Origin of the sequence: Streptomyces ortus (assembly GCF_026341275.1) — a bacterium.
Taxonomy (GTDB): Bacteria; Actinomycetota; Actinomycetes; order Streptomycetales; family Streptomycetaceae; genus Streptomyces; species Streptomyces ortus.
The window spans coordinates 2,684,932-2,702,004 of record NZ_JAIFZO010000002.1 but is presented as its reverse complement, the minus strand read 5'-3'; the positions used below and the strand labels follow the sequence as shown (position 1 = coordinate 2,702,004).

The following is a 17,073-nucleotide window of genomic DNA, read 5'->3' as shown; positions in this document are numbered from 1 at the left end:
TCCACGACTCGGGCGACTCGGGGGCCAGCCCCCGAACCCCCGGTCCTCAAACTCCCCCAGCTACCGCTGGGAGGCGCCCCCAACGGGCTGAATACGTTTCAGCCCGTCCGGCGTTTGAGGACGAGCGCGCAGCGCGATCAGGGGGGCGAGGGGGCGCAGCCCCCATGCGGGACGGGAACGGGAACGGGTAGGGGCGGCGGGGGCGAAGAAAATCCCCGGGCCGAAAACCCCCGGGCCGGGGTACACAACCACGCAAGACGACGAAAAGAGGTCGACCCTCGTGCAGGACGGACTCATCGCCCGCGCCACGGCATGGCTGGCCGAGGACCCCGACACGGACACCCGCGAGGAACTCGCCAAGCTCATCGACGCCGAGGACACCACGGAGCTCACCGCCCGCTTCACCGGCACCCTCCAGTTCGGCACGGCGGGCCTCCGAGGCGAACTCGGCGCCGGCCCGATGCGCATGAACCGCGCGGTCGTCATCCGCGCCGCCGCCGGCCTCGCCGCGTACCTGAAGGCGAAGGGCCACACCGGCGGCCTCGTCGTCATCGGCTACGACGCCCGCCACAAGTCCACCGACTTCGCCCGCGACACCGCCGCGGTCATGACGGGCGCGGGCCTGCGCGCCGCCGTACTCCCCCGCCCCCTCCCCACGCCCGTACTCGCGTACGCCATAAGGCACTTGGGCGCGGCGGCCGGCGTCGAGGTGACGGCCAGCCACAATCCCCCGCGGGACAACGGCTACAAGGTGTACCTCGGCGACGGCAGCCAGATCGTCCCCCCGGCGGACGCCGAGATCGCCGCCGCGATCGCCGCGGTCGCGCGCCTCGCCGACGTCCCGCGCCCGGACTCCGGCTGGGAGACCCTCGACGAGGGCGTCCTGGACGCCTACCTGGAGCGCACGGACGCGGTCCTGGCGCCCGGCTCCCCGCGGACCGCCCGCACGGTCTACACGGCGATGCACGGCGTCGGCAGGGAGACCCTCCTCGCCGCTTTCGCACGGGCCGGCTTCCCCGCGCCCGTCCTGGTCGCCGAGCAGGCCGAGCCGGACCCCGACTTCCCCACCGTCGCCTTCCCCAACCCGGAAGAGCCCGGCGCGATGGACCTCGCCTTCGCGAAGGCCCGCGAGACCGACCCCGACCTGATCATCGCGAACGACCCGGACGCGGACCGCTGCGCCGCGGCCGTCAAGGACGCCGGAGAAGGCGGCGACGGCGGCGCGTGGCGCATGCTGCGCGGCGACGAGGTGGGCGCGCTCCTCGCCGCGCACCTGGTCCGCCGCGGCGCGCGCGGCACCTTCGCGGAGTCGATCGTCTCCTCCTCCCTCCTCGGCCGCATCGCCGAGAAGGCGGGTCTGCCGTACGAGGAGACCCTGACCGGCTTCAAGTGGATCGCCAGGGTGGACGGCCTGCGGTACGGCTACGAGGAGGCGCTCGGCTACTGCGTCGACCCCGACGGCGTACGGGACAAGGACGGCATCACGGCGGCGCTCGCCATCACGGAGCTGGCCTCGGAGCTGAAGGAGGAGGGCCGCACGCTCCTCGACCTGCTGGACGACCTCGCCGTGGAGCACGGTCTGCACGCCACGGACCAGCTCGCGGTCCGGGTGGACGACGTCTCCGTCATCTCCGACGCGATGCGCCGCCTGCGCGAACAGCCGCCCGCGCACCTCGCCGGTCTGCCCGTCACCAGGACCGAGGACCTCGCCCTGGGGACGGACCTGCTGCCGCCCACGGACGGCCTGCGCTACACGCTGGACGGCGCCCGCGTCATCGTCCGGCCCAGCGGTACGGAGCCGAAGCTGAAGTGCTACCTGGAGGTCGTGGTGCCGGTGGGCACCCACGACGGCCTCCCGGCGGCGCGCGCGAAGGCGACGCACCTGCTGGCGGAGATCAAGGGCGACCTGTCGGCGGCGGCAGGCATCTGAACCGCCCGAAGGACCGGCGTCACCGCGGCGCCGGTCTCTCGGCCGCTCAGCCCCACACCACCAGCACCGCCGCCCACGCCAGCGCCAGCAGGACGGCCAGCGGCCAGAGCGGGCGGCCCCGTTCGGGGGTGGTGCTCTCCCCGGTGGGCCGCAGCGCCGGGTCCTCGCGCATCGCCGACAGCTCGGCGGCCATCGCGTCGTACGGATGGACCAGACCGCGCCGTCGCTCGAACCACGCCCAGCGCGGCGCGGCGACCGACCAGTCGTCGCCCCGCCAGCGCAGCTTCAGCTCGAAGGACCGGCGGCGTACGGAGCGGATGTCGTCCCACGGTACGTGCCGGGGGCCGCGCAGCCCGGTGACCCACAGGCCCGAGCGGTCCGCGGTGACGCGCCAGGCGAGTTTCACGGGGACGCGGGCGGCTCCGTAGAGGCCGAGCGCGGCGGCCAGCCCGAGCTTCCAGGAGGGCGGTTCGGCCTCGGTGAACCCCGCCCAGGTGAGCCAGAGGCCCCACTGCACCAGCAGTGCGGCGGCCACCCAGTCCAGCCAGCCCGCACGCCAGCGGCGCACCGGCGAGGGCGCGCGGTCCACGACCGACTCCCTTGCCCGCCGCTCCAGTTGACGGTCCTGCTCCTCGCGGGCCTTCTCCCTGGCGATGCGCCGCGCGCCCGCGCTCGGCGACAGCGGGCGGACCGGTCCCGCCGACCACTCCGTCAGCGGCGGCTGGTCCCGGTCCTCGTCGGCGCTGAGGACCACGACCTCGGCGCCGTCGAAGGGCGCCCCGAAGAGGACGGCCTCGCGGACCGGCCCGGGGACGTCGTCCTCCACCGCGTCGAGGAGCCGCTCCAGTTCCTCCACCTCGTGTCCGTCGGCGTCGGCGCCGACATCGAGACCGGCACCGTCACCGTCGCCGATGGTGTCCGGCTCGTCGTCCTCACCGTCGTACGACGTCAGTTCCACCGTGAACAACGGCCGTGTCGCCGCGAGGTCGTCCGCCGCGTACACCTCCGTGGTGCCCTGCGCGTCGTCGCGTACGAGGACACGCAGTACGGGTGCGGGGGCCCGGCGCAGGGCGACGGCCCGGTGGCGGCCGAGCCACGCCGAGACCAGGGCGGTCAGGCCGAGCCCCGTCAGGTAGAAGGCCAGGACCCAGGAGCCGCGCTGGTCGTCCACCGTGCCCCACAGATGCGCGGTGACTCCGGTGAGCACACCGAGCACGAGGACCACGAGGCCGAGGGGGAGCAGGAAGCGGCCCCGCCGCACCGGGGCCCGCGCGTCGGGGACCTGCGCGGTGCCGTCCCCGGCGGCCTCCAGGGCCTGTTCCAGCTGGGCGCCGCGGGCCCGCAGGCGTACGGCGACGGCGGCCCAGGAAGCCACCACGACGAACGCCCCGACGGCCGTCACGCCCCAGGGCATGGACGGCGCCTGCACCGCGAGCCCCAGAAGCAGCGCGGGCGCGCCGGCCCAGACGAGTTCGGGCCGTGCGAGCACCCACAGGACGTACGCCGCGAAGCCCGCGGCGACGAACGGCCACAGTCCGCCGAGCATCGCGGCCCAGGCGCCCGCGCAGAGGGCGAGGGTGGTCACGGCGCCGGCGATGGAGCGGCGCACCCGCAGGAACGTCCAGCGCGGCGGCAGCGCGGCCGACCAGTTCGCCGCGTGTCCCGCCGTCCAGTCCCGGCAGTCGTCGGGTATCGCGGTCGCGGGCAGTCGCAACGGTTCGTCGTACGACACATGCACTCCTGGATCGCGTGGAAACGCCCGTGCCGACACCGGCGCGGGCACCGGTGGTGACAGTAGCGAGCGAAACGTCCCGCCCAGGCCGGCGGACGCCCCGGCGCCCGGTGCGGGCGCCGCCCTCTCGTACGGGCGGACGTGGCCATCGCCTCAAGACGGACCGACTTCGGATGGGCGAGGCCGGGTGGGGCAGGCCGGATACGGAGGCCGGATGCGGCGATCTCTGCGGTGCGGGGGGAGGCGGGGTGGTGCGGAGTGGGGCGGGGTCAGCCCGTCGCGAGCAGGATCGCCAGCAGGACCGCTCCGGCCGCCGCGGGGGCCACGACCTCGTAGGCCCAGCGCACCGACACCTCGCCCTTGGCCTGCGGGGCCTTGCCGTGGGCCTCGACCAGTTCGCGCAGTTCGTCGATGATCTGGTCGCCCTGGGCGCGTACGGGGCCGGTGGCCACCGGTGTGGGGTGCGGGGCCTGCCGGGGCTGGCCGAGACGGCCCCGGCCGCCCGTCGTGTCCCCGCGGGCCTCCTTGCGTGCCGCGCGGTTGCGGGCCCGCAGGGAGACCGGAACGGCCCAGACCTGGTACTTGGTGCCGGCGGTGTCGAGTACCTCGTTCGAGTAGCCGGACTTGAACGCCTCTACGGCCGCCCAGGGCAGCGTGATCACCCGGAAGGGGTTACGGATGCGCAGCCGCTGTTCGTTCGCGTAGACCGCGGGGCGCAGGGTGAAGGCGGCGACCAGCGGGACCAGCAGGAGCAGTGCGGCCAGTGCCACCCAGGGGGTGCGGCCCTCGCCCGTGACCAGTGCGTCGATACCGAGCCAGGCCGCGATGGCGAGCAGCAGCACGCCGCCCGCGATACCGGAGGGGGACCGGTAGACCCTGTCCTTGAACTGGGGTTCCGGCGGGTTGGGGCTGTCCGGTGCGTCCGGTGCGGAGGGCTGGTGGTCCGGGGTCGTCATACCCCCGATTCTGCCTGACCGCTCCCACGGGGGTCGCTCCGTGGGGGGTGGGGGAGGGCTGTTGCCGTCCACGGCGCCGGTGGGGGTTGCCGCTGACGTACCCCCGCGGCCCCCGCGGGTTCCGGCCGCGTCGCGGGGGTCGTCGTCCGCGGCGCCATGGGGACCGCCGATCACAACTGCGGCCAGGTGCCTGCCGACCGCGCGGTTCCCCGCGCCCCTGAAGGGCGCCCTTCAGGGGCGCGGGGAACTGCGCAGCTCACCCCGACCCACCCGCACCCCACAACAAGCCCTCACCAGGGCTCCGCCCACACCCCCTACTGGGCCCCGCCCAAGGCAACCGCACAGGGCTGTACAGCCGCTACGCGCGTAGATATGCTCGGGTGGTGACCATGCCCACCACCACACCCCCCGCAGCTGACGCCCTCACGGACGTGACAGCGTCAGACAGCGCACTGCGCCGCTTCCTCCACGGGCTGCCCGGCGTCGACACGGTCGGTCTGGAGGCGCGTGCCGCCTCCCTCGGCACCCGTTCGATCAAGACGACCGCGAAGGCGTACGCCATCGACCTCGCCATCTCGATGGTCGACCTGACGACGCTGGAAGGCGCGGACACCCCCGGCAAGGTCCGGGCGCTCGGCGCCAAGGCCGTCCACCCGGACCCCAGTGACCGCACCGCCCCCACGACCGCCGCCGTCTGCGTCTACCCCGACATGGTGGCCACCGCGAAGGAGGCCGTCGCCGGGTCGGGCGTGCTGGTCGCCTCCGTCGCGACCGCCTTCCCCGCCGGCCGCGCCGCGCTCGACGTGAAGCTGGCCGACGTGCGCGACGCCGTCACCGCGGGCGCCGACGAGATCGACATGGTCATCGATCGCGGCGCGTTCCTCGCGGGCAGGTACCTGAAGGTGTACGACGAGATCGTCGCCGTGAAGGAGGCCTCGGGCGCCGCCCGCCTGAAGGTCATCTTCGAGACGGGCGAGCTGTCGACGTACGACAACATCCGGCGCGCGAGCTGGCTCGGCATGCTCGCGGGCGCGGACTTCATCAAGACCTCGACGGGCAAGGTCGCCGTCAACGCGACGCCCGCGAACACCCTCCTGATGCTGGAGGCCGTCCGCGACTTCCGCGCGCAGACCGGGATCCAGGTCGGCGTGAAGCCCGCCGGCGGCATCCGCACCACGAAGGACGCCGTCAAGTTCCTGGTGCTGGTCAACGAGACCGCGGGCGCGGACTGGCTGGACAACCACTGGTTCCGCTTCGGCGCCTCCTCGCTCCTCAACGACCTGCTGATGCAGCGCCAGAAGCTGGCCACCGGCCGCTACTCCGGCCCCGACTACGTGACGGTGGACTGATCACCATGACCATCGAGAAGCGGTCATCCGCATTCGAGTACGCGCCCGCGCCCGAGTCCCGCTCCGTCGTCGACATCGCGCCCTCCTACGGGCTCTTCATCGACGGCGAGTTCACCGAGGCCGCCGACGGCAAGGTCTTCAAGACCGTCAGCCCGAGCACCGAAGAGGTCCTGTCCGAGGTCGCCCGGGCGGGCGCGGCGGACGTCGACCGCGCCGTGAAGGCCGCCCGCAGGGCCTTCGAGAAGTGGTCCGCACTGCCGGGCTCCGAGCGCGCCAAGTACCTGTTCCGCATCGCCCGGATCATCCAGGAGCGCAGCCGCGAACTGGCCGTCCTGGAGACCCTGGACAACGGAAAGCCGATCAAGGAGACGAGGGACGCCGACCTCCCCCTCGTGGCGGCGCACTTCTTCTACTACGCGGGCTGGGCCGACAAGCTCGACCACGCCGGCTTCGGGGCGGACCCGCGTCCGCTCGGCGTCGCCGGCCAGGTCATCCCGTGGAACTTCCCGCTCCTGATGCTGGCCTGGAAGATCGCCCCGGCCCTCGCGACGGGCAACACGGTGGTGCTGAAGCCCGCCGAGACGACCCCCCTGTCCGCCCTGTTCTTCGCGGACATCTGCCGCCAGGCGGGCCTGCCCAGGGGCGTCGTCAACATCCTTCCGGGATACGGCGACACGGGCGCGGCGCTCGTCGAGCACCCGGACGTGAACAAGGTGGCCTTCACCGGCTCCACCGCCGTCGGCAAGGCCATCGCACGCCAGGTGGCGGGCACGGACAAGAAGGTCACGCTCGAACTGGGCGGCAAGGGCGCGAACATCGTCTTCGACGACGCCCCGATCGACCAGGCCGTCGAGGGCGTCGTCACGGGCATCTTCTTCAACCAGGGACAGGTCTGCTGCGCCGGCTCCCGGCTGCTGGTCCAGGAGTCGATCCACGACGAGCTGCTCGACTCCCTCAAGCGCAGGCTCTCGACTCTGCGCCTGGGCGACCCGCTCGACAAGAACACCGACATCGGCGCGATCAACAGCGCCGAGCAGCTCGCCCGTATCTCCTCGCTCGTCGAGCGGGGCGAGGCCGAGGGCGCCGAGCGCTGGTCCCCGTCCTGCGAACTGCCGTCGGCGGGCTACTGGTTCGCCCCGACGCTCTTCACGAACGTCACCCAGGCGCACACCGTCGCCCGCGACGAGATCTTCGGCCCGGTCCTGTCCGTCCTCACCTTCCGCACCCCGGACGAGGCGGTCGCGAAGGCCAACAACAGCCAGTACGGCCTCTCGGCGGGCATCTGGACCGAGAAGGGCTCCCGGATCCTGGCCGTCGCGAGCAAGCTGCGCGCGGGCGTCATCTGGTCCAACACGTTCAACAAGTTCGATCCGACCTCGCCGTTCGGCGGCTACAAGGAGTCGGGCTACGGCCGCGAGGGCGGTCGCCACGGCCTGGAGGCGTACCTCGATGTCTGACAAGCCGAAGAACACCCAGAAGGCCAAGCAGGCCGGACAGACCAAGCAGACCAAGCAGGCCGAGCAGGCCGAGCAGGCCGAGCCGCGGCGCCTCGGCGTCTTCAAGACCTACAAGCTGTACGTCGGCGGGAAGTTCCCGCGTTCCGAGAGCGGCCGGGTGTACGAGGTGACCGACTCACAGGGCACATGGCTGGCCAACGCGCCGCGCGCGAGCCGCAAGGACGCCCGTGACGCGGTCGTCGCCGCCCGCAAGGCGTTCGGCGGCTGGTCCGGCGCGACCGCGTACAACCGCGGCCAGGTCCTCTACCGCGTCGCGGAGATGCTGGAGGGCCGCAGGGACCAGTTCGTACGGGAGGTCGCGGACGCGGATGGCACGTCGAAGTCCAAGGCCGCTCTCCAGGTGGACGCGGCGATCGACCGCTGGGTCTGGTACGCGGGCTGGACCGACAAGATCGCCCAGGTCGTCGGCGGCGGGAACCCGGTGGCGGGCCCGTACTTCAACCTCTCGTCCCCCGAGCCGACAGGTGTGGTGACGGTCCTGGCCCCGCAGGAGTCGTCGTTCCTCGGGCTGGTCTCGGTGCTCGCCCCGGTGATCGCGACCGGCAACACGGCGGTCGTGATCGCGAGCGAGAAGGCCCCGCTCCCCGCGCTGTCACTGGGCGAGGTCCTGGCGACCTCGGACGTCCCGGGCGGCGTGGTGAACATCCTCACCGGCGGTACGGCGGAGATCGCGGCCCCGCTCGCCGCCCACCAGGACGTCAACGCGATCGACCTGGCCGGCGCGGACGAGGCGCTAGCGAAGGACCTGGAGATCGCGGCGGCCGACAACCTCAAGCGCGTCGTCCGTCCACAGTCTGTGGACTACTTCGCCACGCCCGGCATCGAGGGCCTCACGGCCTTCCTGGAGACGAAGACGGTCTGGCACCCCACGGGGGCGCTGGGCGCGTCCGGCTCGTCCTACTAGGGGCAGCGGCCTACTAGGGGCAGCCGCGCTTCATGGGGCCGGTTGTCGGCCCACCAGAGCGGGAGAGCCGCGCATCCCCACCGTCCGGGGGAGGCGCGGCTCTCTCTCGCCCGCTCACGGGCGCGTGAGTGCGTGCGGTTCAGGCGCCCAGCAGCGTCGTCACCTGGCCGAGCACCGGGACGCCGCCCAGCGACTGGGCCTGCGCGACCGGCGCCGTCAGCATGGTCGTCGCCAGCGGCGGGAAGTCGGCGATCTGCGTACCGAGCCCGTTGTCGAGCGGGTCGACGCCCGTGCCCGCCAGCGGGTTGGGCTTCAGACCCGCGACCGGACCGGTCACGTAACCGACCGTCCCGGTCAGGGCCTGCAGTCCGGCCTGCGGGTCGATGGTGCCGAGCGAGGTCGGGCGCGTACGGATCACGTCCACCACGGGGTCGGTGTCCGCAGCCGCCGCGGTCGCGCCGGCCCCGACCGCGATCCCCGCGGTGGTGAGGGCCAGCAACGCGCGCCGGGCGGTCGGGTTCTGGTAGGCCGTGTGTCGTGCCATCGCTGCTGCCACCTTCTGATGCTCTGAGTAATCAGGTCGATACGTAGGGTAGTTGAGGGGTGACGTACGTTCCAAAGACGACCCGCGGGCTCGGCGGGGAGCGGATGATGCCGCACACTGGTGTCTCGTGAGTTCCCCTCTCCCGAATTCCCCGGCAACCGCCCGTGTCGTACTGCTGTGCGGCCCCTCCGGCTCCGGCAAGTCCCTTCTCGCGGCCCGCTCCGGCCTTCCGGTGCTGCGGCTCGACGACTTCTACAAAGAGGGCCACGACCCGACGCTGCCGCAGGTGGCGGGGAGTTCGGACATCGACTGGGACCATCCGCTGTCCTGGGACGCGGACGCGGCCGTCGCGGCGATCACGGAGCTGTGCGGGACGGGGCGTACGAGCGTTCCCGTGTACGACATCTCGCTGAGCGCGCGTACGGGTGCCGAGACCGTCGACTTCGACGGGGCCCCCGTCTTCATCGCCGAGGGCATCTTCGCGGCGGAGATAGTGGAGCGGTGCCGTCGGGCGGGGCTGCTGGCCGACGCGCTGTGCCTCAGCCGGGGGGCCGTGACGACGTTCCGGCGGCGGTTCCTGCGGGATCTGCGGGAGGGCCGCAAGTCCGTGCCGTTCCTTCTTCGGCGGGGGTGGCGGCTGATGCGCGACGAGCGGGCGATCGTGTCGCGGCAGACGGGGCTCGGTGCGTACGCGTGTGACCGCGACGAGGCGCTTGATCGGCTTGCCGTGGCCTCGCGCTCCGCGGCGGGGGTCGTGGATGACGTGCGGGTGAGCGGGGGCTGAGCTCGCGCAGTTCCCCGCGCCCCTGAAAGATTGCGCCGTTCCCCGCGCCCCCAAAAGCGAAAGACTGCGCCGTTCCCCGCGCCCCCTGACCGGAAGGGCGCAAGAGCACGCGCAAAAGAACAGCGGGGCCGGTTGGGCCCCCCGGCCCCTCCGGTCCCGCTGTTCTTCGTGCTCCCCCGTGGTCCCCCCGGACCCCGTTGGTTTCCCCCCGGGTGTTGCTCCCCCGGGCCGTCCGTCGCCTCCCCCGAAGTGACGGACCGCCCCTTGTCGTCCGCCGCCTCCCCCCGGAGTTGCGGACTTCCCCCGTGCCGCTCGTCACCTCCCCCGACGTGACGAACCCTTTTGCGCTGTCCGACGCCTCCCCCCGGAGTGACGGACAGCCCCCCACAGCCTTCAGGCGACGAGCTCCCCGAAGGACTCCTCCTCGTCACGGCCGAAGCTGAGGACGTCGTCCTCGCGCAGCCGGCGGAGCGACCGCCAGATGCTGGACTTCACCGTGCCGACACTGATGTCGAGGATCTCCGCGATCTCCGGGTCCGTGCGGCCCTCGTAGTAACGAAGGACCAGCATGGTGCGCTGGAGTTCGGGCAGCCGGGCGAGCGCCTGCCACAGGACCGCGCGCAGCTCCGTGCCGCGCATCGCGTCCGTGTCGCCGGCCGTCTCCGGCAGCTCCTCGGTCGGGTATTCGTTCAGCTTGCGGCGGCGCCACGCGCTGATGTGCAGATTGGTCATCGTGCGGCGGAGGTACCCGCCGACCGCGGCCTTGTCACTGATGCGGTCCCACGCCCGGTACGTCGAGAAGAGGGCGCTCTGCAGCAGGTCCTCGGCCTCGAAGCGGTCACCGGTCAGGTGGTAGGCGGTCGCGTACAGGGAGGCGCGGCGCTCCTGGACGTAGGCGGTGAACTCCGCCTCCGACACCGAGTGCCGCTCCCCCGTGACCTCCCCGTACGCCGCCCCCGTACCCCCGTGAGCGGCGGCCCCCGTGCCGCTTCCCCCCGTACGTGCGTCAACCACCGTCATGTACGACCCGGTGTGCTGACGCCCGGTGCCGCGAGCGCACCCCCGCCCGCTCACCGCACCGGACTTCTCGGTGCTCCTCGTGACGTCGTGGAGCCGCGTGACAACTGCGCCAGTGCTGGTGCTGTGCAGCGTGTTCATCTCGCGCCCCCCGTCGTGGAGTTCCGGTTCTCCGGTACTTCGCTTACTTCGTCGTTCACGTTGCCGCGTACTTCGTCGTGCTGCTTCCTTGCCTGTGCCGAGAAGCTTGCCGGGGCCACTTCATGACGGTGTCCGCCGACTGTCACAGACCTGTCACAGGGGCCGGTCCCCGATGACCGGCGGACCGATCACGCAGAAGCGTCGAACGGCTACTCATCCGGCACCTTCAGCACCCACCGGACACCCACTCGTACGCGGGACATGTGTGGGAGCGCTCCAACAGTCGATACCCGCCCATGTCATGGGACAGAATGACGTCCGTGCCTTCCCTGTTGCTGATCGAGGACGACGACGCCATCCGGACGGCCCTGGAGCTCTCGCTGACGCGCCAGGGACACCGGGTGGCCACCGCTGCCACCGGCGAGGACGGACTGAAGCTGTTGCGCGAGCAACGGCCCGATCTGATCGTTCTCGACGTGATGCTGCCAGGCATCGACGGATTCGAGGTGTGCCGGCGTATCCGCCGCACCGACCAGTTGCCGATCATCCTGCTGACCGCGCGCAGCGATGACATCGACGTCGTGGTCGGTCTTGAGTCCGGTGCCGACGACTACGTGGTCAAACCCGTGCAGGGGCGGGTGCTCGACGCCCGGATCCGGGCCGTGCTGCGCCGCGGCGAGCGCGAGGCGAACGACTCGGCGACCTTCGGTTCGCTGGTGATCGACCGTGCCGCGATGACCGTGACGAAGAACGGCGAGGACCTGCAGCTGACGCCCACCGAGCTGCGGTTGCTGCTGGAGCTGAGCCGCCGGCCCGGCCAGGCCCTGTCCCGGCAGCAGCTGCTGCGGCTGGTGTGGGAGCACGACTACCTGGGCGACTCCCGGCTCGTCGACGCGTGTGTGCAGCGGCTGCGCGCGAAGGTGGAGGACGTGCCGTCCTCGCCGACCCTGATCCGTACCGTGCGCGGCGTCGGCTACCGGCTGGACAATCCTCAGTGACCAAACCGCAGGACAAGCTCCGTGGCTGGGCGGCGGCCCGCCGGACGGTCATGGCGGGGCTGCGCTTCACCAGCCTGCGGCTGCGCCTGGTCGTGGTGTTCGGGCTGGTCGCGCTGACCGCCGCCGTGTCGGCGTCCGGGATCGCGTACTGGCTCAACCGCGAGGCCGTGCTCACCCGTACGCAGGACGCGGTGCTCGGCGACTTCCAGCAGGCGATGCAGACCCGTGCCAGCACGCTGCGGCAGCACCCCACGCAGGGGGAACTGCAGCGCGCCGCCGGGCAGATGGCCAACAGCAGCCAGCGCTTCAGCGTGCTGCTGATCGCCGAGGACGAGAACGGCACGGCCGTCCGCGGCAACTCCGACCTGGACACCTTCACGCTGGAGGACGTACCGCAGTCCCTCCAGAAGGCGGTGAACAAGGAACAGAAGATCTCCTCGCACAACAAGTACACGTACCACCTGTACTGGCAGCGGACCGTGCAGGGCGACAAGCCGTACCTGGTGGGCGGCGCCAAGGTGATCGGCGGCGGGCCGACCGGGTACATGCTCAAGTCGCTGGAGCCGGAGGCCAAGGACCTCAACTCGCTCGCCTGGTCGCTGGGGATCGCGACCGGGCTCGCGCTGATCGGCTCGGCGCTCCTCGCGCAGGCCGCCGCGACGACCGTGCTCAAGCCCGTGCACCGGCTGGGGACCGCCGCCCGGCGGCTCGGCGAGGGCAAGCTCGACACCCGGCTACGGGTGTCCGGCACGGACGAACTGGCCGATCTGTCACGGACGTTCAACCGCACGGCGGAGTCGCTGGAGAAACGGGTCGCGGACATGAGCGCCCGTGACGAGGCGTCCCGGCGGTTCGTGGCGGACATGTCGCACGAGCTGCGGACGCCGCTGACCGCGATCACCGCGGTGACCGAGGTGCTGGAGGAGGAGCTCGACGCCGAGACCGGCAGCGTCGACCCGATGATCGAGCCCGCGGTACGGCTCGTCGTCAGCGAGACCCGGCGGCTGAACAACCTCGTGGAGAACCTGATGGAGGTCACCCGCTTCGACGCGGGCACCGCCCGGCTCGTCTCCGACACCGTCGACATCGCCGACCAGATCACCGCGTGCATCGACGCGCGCGCCTGGCTGGACGCGGTGGAACTGGACGCCCGGCGCGGCATCATGGCGCACGTCGACCCGCGCCGCCTGGACGTCATCCTCGCGAACCTCATCGGCAACGCCCTCAAGCACGGCGGTTCCCCCGTGCGCGTGTACGTGCGCGAGGAGGGCGCCGACCTGGTCATCGAGGTGCAGGACCAGGGCCCCGGCATTCCCGAGGACGTCCTGCCGCACGTCTTCGACCGCTTCTACAAGGCGAGCGCCTCCCGGCCCCGCTCGGAGGGCAGCGGTCTGGGTCTGTCCATCGCCCTGGAGAACGCCCACATCCACGGCGGCGAGATCACCGCCGCGAACTCGCCCAAGGGTGGCGCGGTCTTCACCCTGCGCCTGCCGCGCGACTCCTCCGAGCCGACGGACCCCGAGGACCACGAGGACCACGGTGATCTCGGGGATCACGGGGACCCGGGGGCCGGGGACACCCACCGGGCCGACGCCGACCGCACCGAGGGGGGCGTGTGATGCCCGTACGGCCCGTACGACAGGACACGCCGGACGCGCCGGACGCACCGGATGCGCGGAACGCTGAGGGCATAGGCACCTCGCACGTGTCCCGTGCGCCGCGCGCGCCCCGTGCGACACGAGCGCTGTTCGCCGCCCGGGCGGCCCGCGTGGTGCGTGCGGCCCGACCAGCTCTCGCCGCGCCGCTGCTGGTGATGGCCTTGACGCTGGCCGGGTGCGGGATCCGGGCGACGGAGGTGCCGACGGACTTCGGGCCCGCGCCCTCCCGGGTGCCGTGCGCGCTGACCGGCCCCGACCTCGGTACGCAGTCCTCGCGCGGCATCCTCGTGCAGGTCTTCCTCGTCTGCTCCTCCCAGCTCGCGCCGGTCGACCGGACCGTACGCATCGAGGCGGGTCCCGCGGAGACGGACCGGGTACGCGCCGCGCAGGCCCTGCTCGACGAGCTCTCCGCGTCCCCCTCGGACGCGGAGAGGCAGGCGAACTACTCGACGACCGTGCCCAAGGGCCTCACCGTGGCCGGTCCGCGGCGCACCGACCCGGGCGACGCGCTCCGGCTGAGCACGGCGCCCGCGGACCTGAGTCCGTACGCGCTGGCGCAGATCATCTGCACCTTCAGCGACTCCGAGGCCGCCTCCGACGACGGCACGGTGACCCTGGGCGGCTCCGGCGGCGACCCCTCGCGGCGCTACGAGTGCACGGAGGCCGTGCGTACGCGGCCGGGCACGGAGACCCCGCCCTCGACGCGGACCGACGGGACCTGAGCCCCTCCCGCGCCGCGGACGGGTCGCCTCGCGGGTTGTCCTGAAACGGTCGGCCGGAGCCCGTCTGTGGCGCACGCCTCACCCGTGCGGGCCAAGCGCCGCCGTCACACGGAACCGATCCTGCCGGTGGCCGCGTCTTGGGGATCGTGCAGCGTCAAGGCTCGAACGGCGAAACCGCCGTGAACCGCGTCCGTGCGGCGGGAGGTCTCCTCCTCGTCGCACACCTCGCGTTTGTTGCCTGGTTCATGCTGCGGCCCCTGGACGTGCCCTGGGTGAGCGCGGCCAACCTGCGTCCGTTCGCCACCATCAGGGCCGATCTGGCGATGGGCCCCCGGGAGGCGTTCTGCGCCATCGCCAAGGGGCTCCTGCTGCTCGCCCCGCTGGGGGTACTGCTGCCCATGGCGGGCGGCAAGCTCCTCGTCTCCCCGCTGCTGTCCCTGACGCGGACGGTCGCCGCGGGGGCGCTGCTGTCGCTGGCCATAGAGCTCCTGCAGACCGGGGTACCGGGCCAGGTCGTCGACGTCGACTCGCTGCTGCTGAACACCGTGGGCGTGACGCTGGCCCATCTCGCCGTCGTACCGGCCGCCCGCGCCGCGCTGCGCCGCCGGGCCCACACGCGGAGCCGGGCCGCCGCACTGCGCGGCCGGGAAGCGGTGGAGGAGTCGACTCAGGGTCTGACCCCGACGATTCCCAGGGTCGGTATCGCTCCTTAGAGTGACGCCGGTGACTCTTCGTGTCCGTACTGTGGATGTCAGACGGGGCGACCGCGCAGGAAGCCGGAAGCCCCGGATCCCACTGACCACGCTCACGAAGGAGTCGCAATGAACCGCCTCGCCCGCCCGACCGACGGCCGGATGATCGGCGGAGTGTGCGCCGCGCTGGCTCGGCGCTTCGGCACCTCCGCGACCACGATGCGCGTGATCTTCCTGGTCTCCTGCCTGCTGCCCGGCCCGCAGTTCCTGCTCTACATAGCCCTGTGGATCCTCTTCCCCGCCGAGGGCAGGGCGACCCGCACGGCTTGGTGACCCGCACGGCCTGCTGACCACTGGTTTGACGACCACTGGTCCGACGACCACGGCCAGGCACGCCGATGGGGCGCACCCGAGCGGGGGTGCGCCCCATCGGCGCGTACGAGGACTGTGCGAGCGGGGACTGTGCGGGTGGGTCAGCCCAGCGGGATGCCGTTGACCGGCGCGCCGTGCGTGGGCAGGCCCTGGATGGGCAGTCCGCCGAGCAGACCGGCGACGGGCGCGGCGGGACCCTCGGCGAGGAGGTTCGCGAGGGCGGGCTGGGCGGCGGTGACGGCACTGCCGAGCGCGTTCTGGCCCTGGGTGACCGCCTCGCCCGTGCCGGGCAGGGCCTTGGCGACGCCGTCCACCGGCAGCGTGCTGGTGGCGTTGCCGAGCGCCGGGACCTCGGGGAGCGCGGGAGCGGCGTTGGCGGCGCCGGCTCCGGCGGCGGCGAAGGCGGCACCGAGAGCGGCGACACCGAGGGTCTTGGCAGCAGACTGCTTCATCTTCGTCCTTGCATGCTGTGACGGGGATTCGAGCGGTCCGAAACGGTAATCACGTGCGAGCGCGCCCCGCAAACATCGAAAAGCGGCCGAGTCGTCATCACCCGGCCGCTTCCCGTCCTTCGACTTCAGCCCTCTTCGCGCACAGACCCGCTGGTGGAGGCGGTCTGCTGGAACAGCCATTCGGACTTCAGCTCGGCATAACCGGGCTTGATCACGTCATTGATCATGGCCAGTCGTTCATCGAAAGGAATGAATGCTGATTTCATCGCATTGACTGTGAACCACTGCATGTCGTCGAGCGAATAGCCGAACGCGTCGACCAGGTGCTCGAATTCGCGGCTCATGCTGGTGCCGGACATCAGACGGTTGTCGGTGTTGACGGTCGCCCGGAAGTGCAGCCGCCGCAGTAGCCCGATGGGGTGCTCGGCGTACGAGTCGGCGGCGCCGGTCTGGAGATTGGAACTGGGGCACAGCTCCAACGGCACCCGCTTGTCCCGTACGTACGAGGCGAGGCGGCCCAGTTTCACCGTGCCGTCGTCCTGCACCTGGATGTCGTCGATGATGCGCACGCCGTGGCCCAGCCGGTCGGCGCCGCACCACTGGAGCGCCTGCCAGATGGAGGGGAGCCCGAAGGCCTCGCCCGCGTGGATGGTGAAGTGGTTGTTCTCCCGCTTCAGATACTCGAAGGCGTCCAGGTGGCGGGTGGGCGGGAAGCCCGCCTCGGCGCCCGCGATGTCGAAGCCGACGACGCCCAGATCGCGGTAGCGGTTGGCCAGTTCGGCGATCTCCAGGGCGCGGGCCGCGTGCCGCATGGCGGTGAGCAGGGCTCCGACGCGGATGCGGTGGCCGTTCTCGCGGGCCAGCCGTTCGCCTTCCCGGAAGCCCTCGTTGACGGCCTCGACGACCTCTTCGAGGGTGAGTCCGGCTTCGAGGTGCTGCTCGGGCGCGTACCGCACTTCGGCGTAGACGACGCCGTCCTGGGCGAGGTCCTCGGCGCACTCGGCCGCGACGCGGACCAGCGCCTCGCGGGTCTGCATGACGGCGCAGGTGTGCGCGAAGGTCTCCAGGTACCGCTCCAGCGAACCGGAGTCGGCGGCTTCGCGGAACCAGATGCCGAGTTTGTCGGCGTCCGTCTCCGGGAGTCCCGTATAGCCCGCGTCGCGGGCGAGGTCGACGATCGTCCCGGGGCGCAGGCCGCCGTCGAGGTGATCGTGCAGCAGGACCTTCGGCGCCCGGCGGATCTGCTCCGAGCTCGGGGTGTTGTTGGTCTGGCTCGTCATTTCCGCACTCTAACGCCTACGCGCG

General features: G+C 72.0%; 16 protein-coding genes. 10 read left to right on the top strand and 6 right to left on the bottom strand.

What is annotated here, in order from left to right; genetic code table 11:
* The first annotated feature begins 280 nt into the window (after positions 1-280).
* Complete coding sequence (locus K3769_RS15165) at positions 281-1,930, top strand: phospho-sugar mutase (protein ID WP_267026955.1); 1,650 nt, start codon at positions 281-283, stop codon at positions 1,928-1,930.
* 46 nt (positions 1,931-1,976) lie between these two features.
* On the opposite strand, the gene K3769_RS15160 is transcribed toward K3769_RS15165, so the two are convergent.
* The gene (locus tag K3769_RS15160) at positions 1,977-3,662 is read right to left on the bottom strand and encodes a hypothetical protein (protein ID WP_267026954.1); all 1,686 of its coding nucleotides are present in this window, start codon (positions 3,660-3,662) and stop codon (positions 1,977-1,979) included.
* A gap of 269 nt (positions 3,663-3,931) precedes the next feature.
* Positions 3,932-4,618, bottom strand: a complete 687-nt coding sequence (locus tag K3769_RS15155) for a PH domain-containing protein (RefSeq protein ID WP_267026953.1) — start codon at positions 4,616-4,618, stop codon at positions 3,932-3,934.
* Between the two features lie 389 nt (positions 4,619-5,007).
* On the opposite strand from K3769_RS15155, the gene deoC reads away from it, so the two are divergent.
* From deoC to K3769_RS15140, 3 genes are read left to right on the top strand one after another with little or no spacing between them, the layout of a single operon-like run.
* The gene (gene deoC / locus K3769_RS15150; protein WP_267031389.1) at positions 5,008-5,967 is read left to right on the top strand and encodes a deoxyribose-phosphate aldolase; all 960 of its coding nucleotides are present in this window, start codon (positions 5,008-5,010) and stop codon (positions 5,965-5,967) included.
* 5 nt (positions 5,968-5,972) lie between these two features.
* A complete protein-coding gene (locus K3769_RS15145; protein ID WP_267026952.1) occupies positions 5,973-7,424 on the top strand; it encodes an aldehyde dehydrogenase family protein in 1,452 nt (483 codons plus the stop codon).
* Complete coding sequence (locus tag K3769_RS15140; RefSeq protein WP_267026951.1) at positions 7,417-8,388, top strand: aldehyde dehydrogenase family protein; 972 nt, start codon at positions 7,417-7,419, stop codon at positions 8,386-8,388. The genes K3769_RS15145 and K3769_RS15140 overlap by 8 nt, the downstream gene beginning before the upstream one ends.
* A gap of 139 nt (positions 8,389-8,527) precedes the next feature.
* Here the strand turns inward: K3769_RS15140 and K3769_RS15135 are convergent, their stop codons facing one another.
* A complete protein-coding gene (locus K3769_RS15135) occupies positions 8,528-8,932 on the bottom strand; it encodes a hypothetical protein (protein ID WP_267026950.1) in 405 nt (134 codons plus the stop codon).
* A gap of 127 nt (positions 8,933-9,059) precedes the next feature.
* On the opposite strand from K3769_RS15135, the gene K3769_RS15130 reads away from it, so the two are divergent.
* Positions 9,060-9,716 carry a uridine kinase family protein gene (locus K3769_RS15130; protein ID WP_267026949.1) on the top strand — a complete coding sequence of 219 codons (657 nt, stop codon included), beginning with the start codon at positions 9,060-9,062 and terminating at the stop codon, positions 9,714-9,716.
* Between the two features lie 393 nt (positions 9,717-10,109).
* Here K3769_RS15130 and K3769_RS15125 read toward each other — a convergent pair whose 3' ends face one another.
* Positions 10,110-10,874, bottom strand: a complete 765-nt coding sequence (locus tag K3769_RS15125) for a SigE family RNA polymerase sigma factor (protein ID WP_267026948.1) — start codon at positions 10,872-10,874, stop codon at positions 10,110-10,112.
* A 320-nt stretch (positions 10,875-11,194) separates the two neighbouring features.
* On the opposite strand from K3769_RS15125, the gene afsQ1 reads away from it, so the two are divergent.
* The 5 genes from afsQ1 to K3769_RS15100 all read left to right on the top strand — a co-directional run bounded on the left by afsQ1 (position 11,195) and on the right by K3769_RS15100 (position 15,277).
* Positions 11,195-11,872 carry a two-component system response regulator AfsQ1 gene (gene afsQ1, locus K3769_RS15120; protein WP_099505496.1) on the top strand — a complete coding sequence of 226 codons (678 nt, stop codon included), beginning with the start codon at positions 11,195-11,197 and terminating at the stop codon, positions 11,870-11,872.
* A gap of 50 nt (positions 11,873-11,922) precedes the next feature.
* The gene (locus tag K3769_RS15115) at positions 11,923-13,491 is read left to right on the top strand and encodes an ATP-binding protein (RefSeq protein ID WP_267031388.1); all 1,569 of its coding nucleotides are present in this window, start codon (positions 11,923-11,925) and stop codon (positions 13,489-13,491) included.
* Positions 13,491-14,252: a hypothetical protein gene (locus K3769_RS15110; protein ID WP_372514947.1), complete on the top strand. Its 762-nt coding sequence runs from the start codon at positions 13,491-13,493 to the stop codon at positions 14,250-14,252. Before K3769_RS15115 ends, K3769_RS15110 begins: the two co-directional genes overlap by 1 nt.
* A gap of 146 nt (positions 14,253-14,398) precedes the next feature.
* Positions 14,399-14,965, top strand: a complete 567-nt coding sequence (locus K3769_RS15105) for a VanZ family protein (RefSeq protein WP_267026947.1) — start codon at positions 14,399-14,401, stop codon at positions 14,963-14,965.
* A gap of 108 nt (positions 14,966-15,073) precedes the next feature.
* Positions 15,074-15,277: a PspC domain-containing protein gene (locus K3769_RS15100; protein WP_267026946.1), complete on the top strand. Its 204-nt coding sequence runs from the start codon at positions 15,074-15,076 to the stop codon at positions 15,275-15,277.
* A 140-nt stretch (positions 15,278-15,417) separates the two neighbouring features.
* Here K3769_RS15100 and K3769_RS15095 read toward each other — a convergent pair whose 3' ends face one another.
* Together K3769_RS15095 and K3769_RS15090 are read right to left on the bottom strand one after the other, a co-directional pair.
* Positions 15,418-15,768: an ATP-binding protein gene (locus tag K3769_RS15095; RefSeq protein WP_267026945.1), complete on the bottom strand. Its 351-nt coding sequence runs from the start codon at positions 15,766-15,768 to the stop codon at positions 15,418-15,420.
* 125 nt (positions 15,769-15,893) lie between these two features.
* Positions 15,894-17,048: an adenosine deaminase gene (locus tag K3769_RS15090; protein ID WP_267026944.1), complete on the bottom strand. Its 1,155-nt coding sequence runs from the start codon at positions 17,046-17,048 to the stop codon at positions 15,894-15,896.
* Positions 17,049-17,073: the final 25 nt, after the last annotated feature.

Excerpts from the sequence above, each read along its gene's own strand:
- K3769_RS15155 (WP_267026953.1), bottom strand. The coding sequence starts at position 4,618 with ATGACGACCCCGGACCACCAGCCCTCCGCACCGGACGCACCGGACAGC.
- deoC (WP_267031389.1), top strand. The coding sequence starts at position 5,008 with ATGCCCACCACCACACCCCCCGCAGCTGACGCCCTCACGGACGTGACA.
- K3769_RS15145 (WP_267026952.1), top strand. The coding sequence starts at position 5,973 with ATGACCATCGAGAAGCGGTCATCCGCATTCGAGTACGCGCCCGCGCCC.
- K3769_RS15140 (WP_267026951.1), top strand. The coding sequence starts at position 7,417 with ATGTCTGACAAGCCGAAGAACACCCAGAAGGCCAAGCAGGCCGGACAG.
- K3769_RS15135 (WP_267026950.1), bottom strand. The coding sequence starts at position 8,932 with ATGGCACGACACACGGCCTACCAGAACCCGACCGCCCGGCGCGCGTTG.
- K3769_RS15125 (WP_267026948.1), bottom strand. The coding sequence starts at position 10,874 with ATGAACACGCTGCACAGCACCAGCACTGGCGCAGTTGTCACGCGGCTC.
- K3769_RS15115 (WP_267031388.1), top strand. The coding sequence starts at position 11,923 with ATGGCGGGGCTGCGCTTCACCAGCCTGCGGCTGCGCCTGGTCGTGGTG.
- K3769_RS15110 (WP_372514947.1), top strand. The coding sequence starts at position 13,491 with ATGCCCGTACGGCCCGTACGACAGGACACGCCGGACGCGCCGGACGCA.
- K3769_RS15100 (WP_267026946.1), top strand. The coding sequence starts at position 15,074 with ATGAACCGCCTCGCCCGCCCGACCGACGGCCGGATGATCGGCGGAGTG.
- K3769_RS15095 (WP_267026945.1), bottom strand. The coding sequence starts at position 15,768 with ATGAAGCAGTCTGCTGCCAAGACCCTCGGTGTCGCCGCTCTCGGTGCC.
- K3769_RS15090 (WP_267026944.1), bottom strand. The coding sequence starts at position 17,048 with ATGACGAGCCAGACCAACAACACCCCGAGCTCGGAGCAGATCCGCCGG.